This is a genomic window from Allosphingosinicella deserti (assembly GCF_003012735.1).
GTDB lineage: Bacteria > Pseudomonadota > Alphaproteobacteria > Sphingomonadales > Sphingomonadaceae > Allosphingosinicella > Allosphingosinicella deserti.
The window spans coordinates 669,611-681,995 of the sequence record NZ_PXYI01000002.1; the positions used below are offsets into that span (position 1 = coordinate 669,611).

Annotated in this window: 10 protein-coding genes; 2 read left to right on the plus strand and 8 right to left on the minus strand. The window is 67.1% G+C overall.

Annotation, left to right across the window (positions count from 1 at the left end):
• Window positions 1-103 precede the first annotated feature (103 nt).
• The 6 genes from C7I55_RS07435 to C7I55_RS07460 all read right to left on the minus strand — a co-directional run bounded on the left by C7I55_RS07435 (window position 104) and on the right by C7I55_RS07460 (window position 7,963).
• Window positions 104-589 carry a hypothetical protein gene (locus C7I55_RS07435; RefSeq protein ID WP_158266318.1) on the minus strand — a complete coding sequence of 162 codons (486 nt, stop codon included), beginning with the start codon at window positions 587-589 and terminating at the stop codon, window positions 104-106.
• Between the two features lie 146 nt (window positions 590-735).
• Window positions 736-1,335 carry a hypothetical protein gene (locus C7I55_RS07440; RefSeq protein ID WP_106512236.1) on the minus strand — a complete coding sequence of 200 codons (600 nt, stop codon included), beginning with the start codon at window positions 1,333-1,335 and terminating at the stop codon, window positions 736-738.
• Between the two features lie 472 nt (window positions 1,336-1,807).
• Window positions 1,808-2,569 (minus strand): OmpA family protein, encoded by a 762-nt coding sequence (locus C7I55_RS07445; protein WP_106512237.1) that lies wholly within the window; start codon window positions 2,567-2,569, stop codon window positions 1,808-1,810.
• Between the two features lie 53 nt (window positions 2,570-2,622).
• The gene (locus C7I55_RS07450) at window positions 2,623-4,116 is read right to left on the minus strand and encodes a hypothetical protein (protein ID WP_233222098.1); all 1,494 of its coding nucleotides are present in this window, start codon (window positions 4,114-4,116) and stop codon (window positions 2,623-2,625) included.
• Between the two features lie 13 nt (window positions 4,117-4,129).
• Window positions 4,130-6,475 carry a TonB-dependent receptor gene (locus C7I55_RS07455; RefSeq protein WP_199192752.1) on the minus strand — a complete coding sequence of 782 codons (2,346 nt, stop codon included), beginning with the start codon at window positions 6,473-6,475 and terminating at the stop codon, window positions 4,130-4,132.
• Window positions 6,476-6,565: 90 nt separating this feature from the next.
• Window positions 6,566-7,963: an MmgE/PrpD family protein gene (locus C7I55_RS07460; protein WP_106512238.1), complete on the minus strand. Its 1,398-nt coding sequence runs from the start codon at window positions 7,961-7,963 to the stop codon at window positions 6,566-6,568.
• A gap of 105 nt (window positions 7,964-8,068) precedes the next feature.
• On the opposite strand from C7I55_RS07460, the gene C7I55_RS07465 reads away from it, so the two are divergent.
• Window positions 8,069-9,352, plus strand: coding sequence for an MFS transporter (locus C7I55_RS07465; RefSeq protein ID WP_106512239.1), 1,284 nt, complete (start codon window positions 8,069-8,071; stop codon window positions 9,350-9,352).
• Window positions 9,307-10,473: a CapA family protein gene (locus C7I55_RS07470; RefSeq protein ID WP_158266319.1), complete on the plus strand. Its 1,167-nt coding sequence runs from the start codon at window positions 9,307-9,309 to the stop codon at window positions 10,471-10,473. Before C7I55_RS07465 ends, C7I55_RS07470 begins: the two co-directional genes overlap by 46 nt.
• A 113-nt stretch (window positions 10,474-10,586) precedes the next feature.
• Here the strand turns inward: C7I55_RS07470 and C7I55_RS07475 are convergent, their stop codons facing one another.
• Complete coding sequence (locus C7I55_RS07475; RefSeq protein ID WP_106512241.1) at window positions 10,587-11,756, minus strand: cytochrome P450; 1,170 nt, start codon at window positions 11,754-11,756, stop codon at window positions 10,587-10,589.
• A gap of 246 nt (window positions 11,757-12,002) precedes the next feature.
• Entirely contained in the window at window positions 12,003-12,356 is a 354-nt protein-coding gene (locus tag C7I55_RS07480) for a hypothetical protein (RefSeq protein WP_106512242.1), read from the minus strand.
• Between the last annotated feature and the right edge of the window lie 29 nt (window positions 12,357-12,385).

The window sequence follows — 12,385 nt, forward strand, 5'->3', positions numbered from 1 at the left end:
TTCGAGGCGTCCTGCCTGTCTTGCGAGCCAGGAGCCGGGTCGTCGTTCCCGCAGCCTGAGAGCGCAATTGCGAGCGCACCTGCGGCGAGCGCGGGAAGTTCATTCATCGTCGCACCGGCGGCGCACCTTGCTCTCGGACCCGGTCGCCGGCGGAGCGCGCCGCATCGGCAGATGCGGATCGTCTCCGAGCAGCGTCGACGTCGGGCAATCGCTGTCGGCGAAGCGCGATGCAGCGGGCAGCATCGTTGCTTCGATCTTCCTCGACGTCCAGCCAACAAGAAGCGACCTCCGGATCCCGAGGGAAGCTGTTGGGCGGGTTCGGGTCTCCACGTTCGAACAGCATGCGCAATTGCTGAACCGCGCCTTCATCTTTCTGGCCGGGCGCTACCGCGGAATCTTCCATCATGCGCAGGCCTTGCTCCATACTCTCGGGCGGTAAGCGCTTTCCACCCTCCATGATGCCGCCGACGATCAACTGCCCGACCTGGAATTGCTTGACCGCCGGCGGCCGGGACGAATTGCGGATCGCATCCGCCGCCTTGGCATAGTCGCCCCCGCCTGGTTCGTTGATCGCCTCTGCGACAACCATATCGACCTGCTGCTTCTCGGCATGCCAAGCCGACCAGCTTGATTCTTCGACGCCGTTGTTCGGCTCAAAAGTCGTATCGCCGTTCGAACAGCCGGAGAGCCAAAGTACGGCGGCAACTCCCGCCATGGCATGAGCAGGGGACATCTTCATCGGCGTACCGGCAACGCGTCGGCATAGTGCGTCAGCGGGGAATGGCGCCCGTTCACCTTCCCACCGTGACGAAGTGTATAATAATCCTGAACGATCTGGCCCATCTGCTCCAGACCATAGGCGCGCAGGGGCATGCCCTTCTTTAGTTCGTAACCGTATCCTCGGTCATAGAGCCCGCGGATCGGCACCCACATGCCCAGCCCGTACCACTGATAAAGATGCGTGGCTTCATGCATGAAGAGCGCACGCAGCGGGACGGGCACGCTGGCCAGACTGAAATCCTCCCGGAAATCGTGGCTCGGGAAATAGATGTTGCCGTCCGGCGCCATCGCGCGATTGTTGCGGAAGGGCCACCAGAAGTTGCGAGGGTAGATGCGCGCGCGCTCGACGCCCGGCACCATGCCGAACATCCACCGGACCTCACGAAGCTCGCCGGACGTGAGCGTGCGTCCACGGAGATTGACGTCCGCAGTGCGCGCCAGGACACGCGCATTGTCCTTCGCAGATCGGGCGCGGCGTTCGATCTCCTCGCCGAGCGCCTTTACAGGATGATAGGTCTTCGCAGGATCGAATGTGCCGAAACCGGGTTCGTCCATAGCCCCCTCCAACGTGGTGTCTGACCACGTCTGCAAACGCGGCTGAGGGCAGCGGGTTGCAGGCGTGTGGTGGGTCGAAGCCAAAGGCTCGAAGCATATTTTGACGCCCTAGTTCGCTGCCTTCATGCCTGTTCTACGGAAGGATCTCTGTGCCTTCGCTTGCAATCATCACTCTCCGACAAGCGGACCCATAAAGAACACAGCTTCGCGGCATTGACAGACAAAGCAGTATCGGGAGGCTGGCTGCACCGTTGGCGCGGCTACAATTTCCTATCTCTCTCCATTCTGATGAAATATCGAGGCCAGAGATGCCCGCACCGCAACAGAGAGTAAGTCGGAACTGATCCCGGTACAGGCGTTCGGGCGCGGACTTGGCCTGTCTTAGCTTTAACGCTAAGAGCGCCATGTACGCGGAGAGGTGAGTAAGACCGGTAGGGCGAAGACCGGCAGCCTTCGGGAAGGTCGAGCGCGTCTAAAGCTTCACCTCGATATCCACGCGCCGCCGCGATGGTTCGGCGAGGCCGTCGGCGCCTTCCGCTGCGACCGGCTGCGCCGATGTCTTCCAGCGCAGCTCGAGCTTCTCGTCGGGCACGCCGAGCCGGCGCAGCGCTTCGCCGACGAGTTCGGCCCGGGTGCGGGCGATCGCCGGATCCTCGGCGATGGTGCGGCCGGAGACCTCGGCCGGGTCGGTCGCCGCCCAGCCGGTGACGACCACGCGTGTCGGGTTCACGCCGCGGATCCAGGTGATCGCCTGATCGAGCAGATAATCGTCGAGCTGGTAGACGATGAACGCCTTGTCGAAGTCGAAGACGAGGTGGAAGGTCCGGTCGGCGAAGGGAGGCTCGGGGGCTTTCCGCACCTCCGACAGCGGCCTGACGTTGCGTGGCGGCAGCGTGAATTTGTTGCCGGCGAAGCCCTCGGCCGGGAGCATGTGGCGGGGGCAGGGCGTCGGCAGGACGGAGCTGCGCACCGGCTCGAGCACGAGGCCGCCGCAATGGCTCGCGACATCGGCGGCAATGCGGCCTTCGACTAGGATTTCGAAATTCCAGTCGGGCTTGCTTGGCGCGCGGCTGACGTCGAAGCGGCGGCCGCCGGCGCGGTCGTCGGCGAGCCAGCAGCCGGATTTCTTGCCGGCGTCGGTGTCGCGGTAGATCGGACAGGTGATGAAGCGCACCGTCTCGGCGGTGTCCGCTGCCGCGGCGAATGCGGGCGCGGCGAGCAGGACGGCGAACATCGTGCGGCGCGCCGGTCCGCGTCCTGCCGAAGATCCTCCGGGCGAGGGCGCCCTCACAAGGCGCTCATCAGGTTGACCAGGTCCTGCTTCTCCTGCTCGGTATAGCCGATGCGGTAGCGGCGGTCGTAATAGTCCACGACGGCGCGCAGATCCTTGGCCGAGCCGTTGGAGAAATAGGGCGCACGCGCCGCCAGCCCGCGCATCGATTGCAGGGTGATCTTGCCGACGTCTGCGCAGCGGCCGGTGGTCAGCGCGTAGCCGGGATCGCTGGTGTAGATCACCCGGCCGTAATGCGGGTGGGGATCGCGCCGGCAGGTGATCCGGAACAAAGGCAGATGCGGGGCCGGATCGGCGAAGGGCTGGGTGGTGGTGCCGAGATCGACCTGCCCCGGCGCGACGTCGTTCCCCATCTGGGTCATGTTGTGGCAGAAGACGCAGGAATTGCGCACCGGATTGCCGAAGCCGATCGGCGAGTTGATGCCGGCGCTGTCGCTGATCAGGAACATCTTCTCGCGAAAGCTGCGGGCGCCGCGCGCGACCGACTGGCGGAAGGCGCTCTGCTCGGGCGTGAGGCTCGGGTCGGGCTTCTCCCAAGCGGCGAATTCGCTCCACACCGGCGCCGGGCCCTGGCTGCCGAGATTCCCGGGCTGCGACCGCGCGAGCTTGTCCGGCCCGCCCTCGGCACCCCCCGCATCCAGCGCGCCGCCCCGACGGTCGCGAATCTGGGCCGAGAACAGGCGGCTTTCGAAATAGACGATCCGTGCCATGTCCCTGGCCGACATGTTCTTGAGGAATTCGAGATGGGTGGAGGCGGCGTCGCGCATCTGGGCGTTCAGGGTGCCGGCGCGGCCATCGGCCATCAGATTGCCCGACATTGGCCGGCCGCTCTCGGGATCGAGCGGCAGCGGCATGCCCTGCTTGGGATCGTAGGCGAAGCCGACCGCAAGCAGATATTTGAGGTTCGAGATCGGCCGCGGTCGCCGGTAGACCGAGACGTTGGGGCTCGCCGCGGCAGGGCCGTATTTCGCACCTGTGTTGCAGCCCCAGGGATCGCGCACCGTCTCGATGGTGAAATCGGGCGTGATCGCCTTACCGGTCAGGTCCTTCGGCGGCCACGATCGCTGGATCCGGATCAGGCCGTGATCGAGCAGCAGCGAGTGCGAGGCGCGTGTCGCCTGAGGCAAGGTCGGGCAGTTCGATCCGTCGCCGGCGGCGAACAGCGGATCGCGCCCGTTCGTCGCGGTCCATCGCTCCTGCGCCGTCTGCGCGGACAGGCTCATCGAATCCGCCGGCTGGTGGCAGGTGACGCAGGCTCGGCCATTCGGGCCGATCGGAGCGAAGAAGGGATGGCCCTTGGTCTTCATCGGCCCGCCGACCAGCATCGTCCGCAAGGTCCCCGTCTCGTTCTCGTAGTCGAGCTCGGCGGGGAACACGCGGCCCTCGCCCGGCGCCCACCAGCGCTCGGGCCTGGAGGCCGGCGCCGCCAGCGCGCTGGTCAGCGCAGCCAGCGCGGCGGCGGCAAGAACCAGGGGGGCGGCGCGGATCATGTCCGGCCCCGCATCAGAAGCGCACCGTGCCGCGGATGCCATATTGCCGCGGTGCGCCGAAGATGTAGCCGCCATTGGCGCTGGAGGCATTCTGGATCTGCGAGGCGATATAGACTTCGTCGGTGAGGTTGTTGACGAAGGCTTCGAGCCGGTAGCGCGCGCCGAGATCCAGCGTCAGCCGGGCATCGACGACGTCGCGCGCTGGCACGTCGCTGAACGCACTCGGGAACGGCGTGCCGATCTGGCGGCTGACATGCGACCATTGGACGCGTGGCGTGAGGGTGACGTCGCTGCCCAGAGCGAACGCATATTGGGCGCCGGCATTGATCGTCCATTCCGGCGAGAAGGGCAGTTCCTGACCCTTCGGCACCAATTGGTCGGCGACTCCGCCGCACAAGGATGGGGTGCCGACAGGATTGTTGGTGTTGTTGACGCAGACATCGTCGGCGAATTGTGCGTCGAGCCAGCCGATGCCGCCGTTGAAGCTGAAGCCGCCGAACTGCGCGGTAAGCTCGAACTCCGCGCCCCAGGCCGTGCCCGACGCGGCATTCTGGGTCAGCGGCAAACCGTTCAGCAGGCTGGCGAGCTGGATGTCCTTGTAATTCGAGCGGAAGATGTCGGCGTTGATCCGAAGGTGCCGGTCGAGCAATTCGGCCTTGACCCCGGCCTCGTAGACGTAATTCTTCTCGGGGTCGAAATTGGGCGTGTTAGGGGTGAGATTGACGCCGCCCGCCTTGTAGCCCTTCGATGCCGTGGCGTAGAGCAGCAGATCGTCAGTGACGTGGACGTTCACGCCGATCTTGCCGGTGAGCGCGGTCGATTTCTGCACGCCGGTGATCGGCATCGCGGTCACCGGCGTGCCGATGCCCTGGGTGATCGTGCGGCTGACCTCGAACCGGTCGTAGACCTGCTTGTCCCAGCTGTAGCGCGCGCCTGCGATCAGCTCGATCCGGTTGGTGGCGAACCAGTTCGCCTGGCCGAAAAGGGATCGCGACGTGTTGGTCGCCTCGGTGACCGTACGGTTGAGGATCGCCGAGACGATGTCGGTTCGGCTGCGGTCGTCGCGCAACTGCACCAGCGGCACGGTTTCGTGCAGCGAGAAGGCGCCGACCACCCATTGCAACGGCCCCTTGCCGGTCGACAGCAGATTGAGCTCGTTGATGAAGGTGCGGAAATCGGTCGAGGCGCGGCTGACCCGACCGCGACGCGCGGTAGGCGCCGCGAGAGCGATCGGCGCCAGCCCGCGGTCGCCGTCCGACTGATCCCTGGTATAACCATCCTGCCACGATGTCAGGCCGCGGATCTGGAGGGCGTCGCCGAGATCGTAGCGAAGCTCGCCCGAGAGCCGGTAGCCCTGCTGGTTTAGGAACGAGACCGCATCCTCGCGGATGACGAATTCCTCGCTCTGGCGCGGGTCGTTCGCGGGCTGCGCGGGATCGCGCAGCGCCGGAACCAGGTCGCCGCGATTCTTCACCGGGATGTTGTCGGAGCGGTAGTCGAAATACTCGCCGCGGACGTTGATCTTGAGCCGTTGGTCGGGCGTGCGCAGCGCCAGGTTCACACGCACCGCGTCAAGGTTGAAGGCGCCGGGCTCGCTCGGGCTCGGGCCGATATTCTCGGAGAAGCTGTCGCGCTCGTCGTGGATCCCGGCGATGCGGACCGCGACAGTGTCGTTCGGCCCCCAGTTCAGCGCGCCGGTGGTGCGGTACTGGTCGTATTTGCCGATCGTCTGCTCGACATAGCCGGACGTGTCATTGAATTCGGGCTCGGGCGTGCGGACGTAGATCGCGCCGCCGGTCGAATTCTGGCCGGTGAGCGTGCCCTGCGGCCCGCGCAGCACTTCGATCGCGCCGATGTCGTAGAAGCTTTGGCCGATGAACTGCTCGTGGGGGATGAGCTGGCCGTCGATATAATAAGCGATGCCGGGATTGGAGGTCGGCGCCGACTGAGCGATGCCGACGCCGCGGATGTTGATGAAGGTCGAGCGGTTGACCGTGTTGATCGCCACCGACGGCGCCGATTGCTGGACGTCGGCGAGGTTGGTGATGCCGCGGCGGGCGATCTCGTTCGCCGAGAATACCGTTGCGGAGATCGGGATGTCCTGCAGGCTCTGCTCTCGCCGCTCGGCGGTGATTACGATTTCCTCGAGTCCGTCCTGGGCGGCGGCCGCTTCGCCGGGCTGGTTCGTCGCGGCCCCGGGGCCGGACGGGCCGGTGGGATCGCTGGCCTGCGGCACGGTCTGCGGGTTGGAGGGCACCTGATCCGCGGCCTCCTGGGCGTGCGCGGCGGTGGACGCGAGCAAGGCAGAAAGGCACGCGGCGCCGAGCAGGCGCGCGCGGCGATGGGCGACAAGGGACATGAGGCCTCTCCTGATGGTGTCGCCCCTGCATCTTTGCAGTGAGCCGAACGCCACGTTAATGTTGTACCCCATAGCAATCAAGCATCAAAGTTAAGCGCTTGCATCACCCGCGCAGAGGCGGATCACCGCGCCGACGTCGGCCTCCCGATCCAGCGACAGCCAGCGGTCGGCGAGCGTATCGGCAGCGCCTCGCGACAGCGGGCGCGCGGCGCGGGCGGCGCAGGCGACGAACTTGGCGCGGAGCTGAACGTCCGACAGCGGCCGGTCGGGGTGGCCGAGCGGCACGTCCAGTTCGGCGGACAGGGTCCTGCCGTCGCGGAGGAGGATCTCGAGCGCCGCCGAGGCGGCGCGGTCGCGGCCCCAGCCCGGACGCTGGCGGTAGGAGACGCGCTCGGCGAGCGCGAGGATGTCCGGGTCCGCCAGCGTCTCGGCGTCGAAGCCGTCGAGCCCGACCTGCCCGCGCACCAGCGCCAGCGCGACGGTGAACGGCAGGCTGAACTTGGCGTCGATCGCGGTCGCCGGCCGCTTCTTGCGCGCCTCCGGTTCGAACAACATCGCCTGCACGTCGCCGCCTTCGAGGCCGATCGCCTCGATGTCGCGGGCCGCGAAGCCATGATTCGCGGCGAGGCCGAGCGCCGCCTCGATATAGCCGTGCGTACCGCGGCAGGCCGGCCACGGCTTGAAGCTCAACCGCTCGATCCAGAAGCGCTCCCCCAGGCCGTCGAGGATGTCCGCCGGGTCGTAGTCGCCGCCGACATAGAGACGGAAGAAGCCCGCTCGTCCTTCAAGCGGCGCATCGAAGCCGCGCACGCCGCGTGCGGCGAGTTCGGCCGAGATCACCGCCGCCTGGGCCGGAAACGCCTCGCGCACGGCCCGGATCACGGTGTCGGCGCTGTATTTGATCTCGCCGGGGCAGCTCACCTGGCAAAGCAGGAGCGAGAAGGCATCCTGGATCTGGCGGGGGGTCAGGCGCATCAGCCGCGCGGCGGCCGCGGCGGCGCCGAATGCACCGAGGATCGGCGGCGGATACCAGCCGCCTTCCTCCATGGTCCGCCTGAGGCTGAGGCCCAATCGGCAGACGAGGTCGCAGCCGATCGCCACCGCTGCGATCAGCTCGTCGCCGCTGACCGGGCCATGGCTTTCCGCCACCGCCAGGGCCGCCGGAATCAGCGAGGCATTGGGGTGGGTCGGCGCGGCGTCGAATGCATCCTCGAAATCGAGTGCGTGGGCGAGGGCGCCGTTCGCGAAGGCCGCCGCTGCGGCGGGCACCCTGGTGCCGTGGCCGAGAATGGTTGCGGTCCCGGGCTGGGCGGAGGAGAGGGCGACGAACGGATCGGCCTCCCGGCTCATGCCGCTGGCGGCGAGGATCACGCCGATGCCGTCGAGCAGCGCGCACCGGGTGGCCGCTACCGTCCCGGGCGTCAGCGCGGAATAAGGCGTCTCGGCGATGTGGCGGGCGACGATCGCGGACAAAGGTTGCTGGGTCATAGAGGATCCATGTAAGCGCTTGCGAAGCGTTGCCCGATCGGCAATCCTGTGTCCACAAGAACGGGGCGGACGAGACTCCGAAGAACCCGGTACGAGGAGATTGTCATGAGCGTCGGCCCCGAACTTGCCCGCAAGATCCGCTGGCGCCTGGCGATCCCGACGATCCTGTTCATGTTGCTGAGCTCGCTCGATCGGGTGAATATCAGCTTCGCGGCGCTCAAGATGAACGCGGAGCTCGGCTTCACGCCGACCCAATATGGCTTCGGTGCCGGCATCCTGTTCGTCGGCTTTCTCGCCGGCCAGTATCCGAGCATCCTGCTGCTCCAGCGGATCGGCATGCGGCGCTGGCTGGGCGGCTGCGCGATCCTGTGGGGAAGCTGCGCGGGCGGCATGGCGTTCATCGACAGCCACCTGCAATTCTACACCTTGCGGGTGCTGCTCGGCTTTGCCGAAGGCGGGCTCGCTCCCGGCATCGTCCTTTATCTCAGCCAGTTCGCCACCGAGCGCGAGCGCGCCACCACCTTCGCGACGCCAATGCTCGCCATCCCGCTGTCGATCATCATCGGCGGCCCGGTTTCGGGCTGGCTGATGGGAACGAGCTTTGCGGGTCTGTCGAGCTGGCGCTGGATGTTTCTGGCCGAGGCGCTGCCGACCATCCTGCTCGGCTTCGCCGCCTTCTTCTATTTTCCCGATCGGCCCGGCGACGCCCGCTGGCTCTCCGACAGCGAAAAGAACTGGCTCGCCCGCAACGCCGCCAACACCAGCGCCAAGGCGCAGCGCAACGACTGGACGGTGCTCGCGCGGCCGATCGTCTGGACCTCGGCCCTGCTCTGGTTCTGCCTGCTGTCGGGTGCCTACGGCATCATGTTCTGGCTGCCGCAGATGGTGAAGCAGATGACCGCGCTTACCCCGTTCGAGATCGGCCTGGTCAACGCCTTGCCGTGGATTGGCGTCGCGATCGGCATCTACGCCAATTCGGCCCATTCGGATCGCACCGGCGAGCGCTTCTGGCATGTCGGGCTTCCCGCGGCGGTGACCGCAGGCGCGATCCTGGCCGCCGCGGCGTTCGGGCCGGGCATCCCCGGGCTGATCGCCCTGTTCGTCGCCGGCCTCGGCCTCGGCGCGGCCCAGGGTGCCTTCTGGGCGCTGCCGACCTCCCTGTTCACGCCCGCCACCTTCGCCGTCGGCGCGGTCGCGATCAACATTGCCGGCAGCGGCGGCGGCCTCGTCATCCCGCATCTTATGGGCTATCTGCGCGAGCAGAGCGGCGGCTTCGGCGGCCCCACCCTGCTGATCGCCTCCATGCTCGCCGCCGCGACCCTGCTCGTGCTGCTGATCCGGCTGTGGCTGTTCGATCGCCCGGCGGACGCGGCCGCTCCGGCGCGGTGAGCGGCGCTTTCGAGATCCTCGGAGTCGGCGACGTCGGCGCGAAGCGCGCGGATCTCGCCTCCATCTTCCGCGGCTGCACGGGGGCGCTGCGCGGCGGGCTCACCTTCGGCCAGCTCGAAACGACGATCTCGGATCGCGGCGCGAAGGTGCCGAATGCCAAGCTCGCCATGCGCGCGCCGCCCGGGCTGGCGCCCGCGCTGGCGCAGGCCGGCTTCGACGCAATGTCGTTCGCTGGCAATCACTGCCTCGACTGGGGCTACGACGCGTTCGGCGACACGCTCGCGCACATGGCGGCGGCGCAGGTCGCCTTGTGCGGCGCCGGGCAGGATCTCGCGTCGGCGCTGGAGCCGGTCCTTCTCGAGCGGAGCGGCGTGCGGATCGCCTTCATCGCGGCCAGCGCCATCCTTCCCGAAGGCTATGCGGCCGAAGCGGATCGCCCGGGCTGCGCCCCGCTGCGCGCCCATACGGTCTACGAGCCGATTGAGCACGACCAGCCCGGCACGCCGGCGCGCACCCGCACCGCACCGCATCGCGGCGACCTCGAGGCGCTGATCGAGGCGGTGCTTGCGGCGCGTGGGGCGGCGGACCTGGTCATCGTCTCGCTTCACTGGGGCATCCACATGGTGAAGGGCGAGATCGCCGACTATCAGCGCCGCGCCGGCCACGCCCTGATCGACGCCGGCGCCGACGCGATCTTCGGTCACCACCCGCACATCATGAAGGGTGTCGAGTTCCATGGCGGCCGGCCGATCTTCTACAGCCTCGGCAATTTCGCGATCGAGCAGCCCCACGTCTGGGACCCGGCGATCGTCCGCTCCGCGTCCTTTCGCCACCTCGTCAGCCTCAATCCGTCCTGGACGCTGGGAGGCGCGTACATGCTGCCCGAGGATACGCGGATCACCGGCGCCGCCAAACTGGTCGTGCGGGACGGCAAAGTTCTGGAGGTCCGTTTCCTCCCAGCCTGGATCGAAGACGACAGCGCACCGGTAATGCTGACCGGCGAGGATCCCCGCTTCGAGCGAGTCCGCGCCTATCTCGAGGAGGTTACAGCCACTGAGGGTCTCTCGACCCGCTTCGAGGCCGACGGCGACACATTGCTGATCCGCCCTGCATCGACCTGAGCACGCAGAATTTCTCTCCCTGGAAGGGGTTAGAGGTGGGTCCGGACCCGAGCCCCCCCATAGAGGCGGAAGACGATCTGACTGACTCCGTCCTGCGGAGAAGGCACCCGCCCCTATTCGAATGCCAGCGGCACTTTGAGGGCCCCGATTTCCGGCATGCGGGTCGGCACCACCGCGCCGTCGAGCGAAAAGCCGGTCGTATGGGCAAGGATTTCCTCGAGTGCGACCGCGAGTTCCAGCCGGGCAAGGGCGGCCCCGGGGCAATGGTGGGTCCCGCGGCCGAAGGCGAGGGAGTCGCGGATATTGTCGCGATCCAGGCGGAAGCTCTCGGCATCGTCGAACACCTCCTCGTCGCGATTGGCCGAGGCGTAGACCAGGGCGATCGGCTCGCCGGCCGGGATCGTGCGACCGCGCAATTCGATGTCGCGAACCGCGGTGCGGGCGAAGCCGCGATAGGGGGTGTAGAGGCGGAGGAACTCCTCGATCGCCGACGGGATCAAGGCGGGCTCGGCGCGCAGCCGGTCCTGCAGCGCGCGGTCGCGGGAGAGATGGACGCAGATCGATCCGATCATCACGGTCGGCGCGATAATTCCGACAACCAGGACCTGGCGGATCATGCCGACGATCATTTCCTCCGGCAATGGTTCGCCGTCGGCGCGGGCGGCGAGCAGCGAGGAGGTGACGTCGCTCTCCGGATCGAGCGGCCGTGCCTTGCGCTCAGCGACCAGCCCCCGGGCCATGTCGTAGAGTAGCAGGCTCGATTCCTTGGTGGCTTCGAGATCGGCCGACTGCACCGCGACGTTGAAGCGGCGACCGACTTCGCCGAGGCTTTCGACCTGGTCCGGCGGCAGGTTCATCCAGCGCCCGAACACCAGCACCGGCATGCGCGACGAGAATTCGGTGCAAATGTCGCCGCCGCCCTTGGCGACCATCGGGGCGAGCAGATCGCCGCAAATTGCCCGCACATCCGGCCGAAGCCGCTCGACCTTTTTCGGGGTCAGCAAGGGCGAGATCGCGCGGCGATAGGGCGTATGCTCGGGCGGATCGAGGTGGAGCGGGGGTCGCCGTCCGGTGAACGCGACCTTGGGCACCACATTCTGCTGTGACGTGATGTAGGTGTCGCTGTCCGCAGCCGCGGCGGCGACATCGGCATGTTTGGTCAGCGCCCAGAAGCCGCCCCATGCTTCGGCGTGGGCGACCGGGCAGCTCGCGCGCAGACGGCGATAATCGTCGTGCGGGCTGTCGAACGTCTCGGCGGCAAGGGGATCGAAATCGGCGGTCATGAGAGCGTCTGTACCAGCAATGCAAGCGTTTGCAACGCTCATCATGTCCGCTCACGCAAGCGCGTCGAAGGGCCTTCACGCAGACTGCTGCCGTGTCACAGCACCGCTCGGCAGCTCCAGCGAAATGGTCGAAATTGCATGCCCGAAGGGCGATGGCCGATGCCGGCAGTGCAATCGGCGCGGTGGGTCAGCGCCTCACGTCACCCTCTGCGGGGTTCGTCTCTCCAAGGAGAGCGCCGAAATCGCTTATACGGAGTCTCGGGCCGGGCGCGACGAGGCGTCTGCCTCCGCTCCCGCCTGTTCGCCGAAGGTCATCGCGAACAGCATCGCCTCGTCGTCATCGGCAAAGGTGATGCGGAACACGAATTTGCCGCGATGCGGTTCGGTCGGTGCCAGGGCCACCGGGTAGCCGCGTTCGCGCGCCCAGATGGCTTCGGGTGTGCTTTCCATCGACGCGTAGAGGAGCCGACGGAGGGCGGCGCCGAACTCACGGTCGGGGACGCCGCTTTCCTGCGCAAGCCCGCCCACTTCCGCACGCTCCCGGGGAAAGCCAGGATATTCGACGAGAAAGACACAGCGATCGATCTGATGAATTGCCATGCGCCGATGCTATCGGCCCCGAGCTTAAC

What these genes read in the sequence shown, in the direction of transcription:
- C7I55_RS07440 (WP_106512236.1), bottom strand. Translation starts at nt 1,335, where the DNA reads ATGGACGAACCCGGTTTCGGCACATTCGATCCTGCGAAGACCTATCAT.
- C7I55_RS07435 (WP_158266318.1), bottom strand. Translation starts at nt 589, where the DNA reads ATGGTTGTCGCAGAGGCGATCAACGAACCAGGCGGGGGCGACTATGCC.
- C7I55_RS07475 (WP_106512241.1), bottom strand. Translation starts at nt 11,756, where the DNA reads ATGACCGCCGATTTCGATCCCCTTGCCGCCGAGACGTTCGACAGCCCG.
- C7I55_RS07455 (WP_199192752.1), bottom strand. Translation starts at nt 6,475, where the DNA reads ATGTCCCTTGTCGCCCATCGCCGCGCGCGCCTGCTCGGCGCCGCGTGC.
- C7I55_RS07445 (WP_106512237.1), bottom strand. Translation starts at nt 2,569, where the DNA reads ATGTTCGCCGTCCTGCTCGCCGCGCCCGCATTCGCCGCGGCAGCGGAC.
- C7I55_RS07460 (WP_106512238.1), bottom strand. Translation starts at nt 7,963, where the DNA reads ATGACCCAGCAACCTTTGTCCGCGATCGTCGCCCGCCACATCGCCGAG.
- C7I55_RS07450 (WP_233222098.1), bottom strand. Translation starts at nt 4,116, where the DNA reads ATGATCCGCGCCGCCCCCCTGGTTCTTGCCGCCGCCGCGCTGGCTGCG.
- C7I55_RS07465 (WP_106512239.1), top strand. Translation starts at nt 8,069, where the DNA reads ATGAGCGTCGGCCCCGAACTTGCCCGCAAGATCCGCTGGCGCCTGGCG.
- C7I55_RS07480 (WP_106512242.1), bottom strand. Translation starts at nt 12,356, where the DNA reads ATGGCAATTCATCAGATCGATCGCTGTGTCTTTCTCGTCGAATATCCT.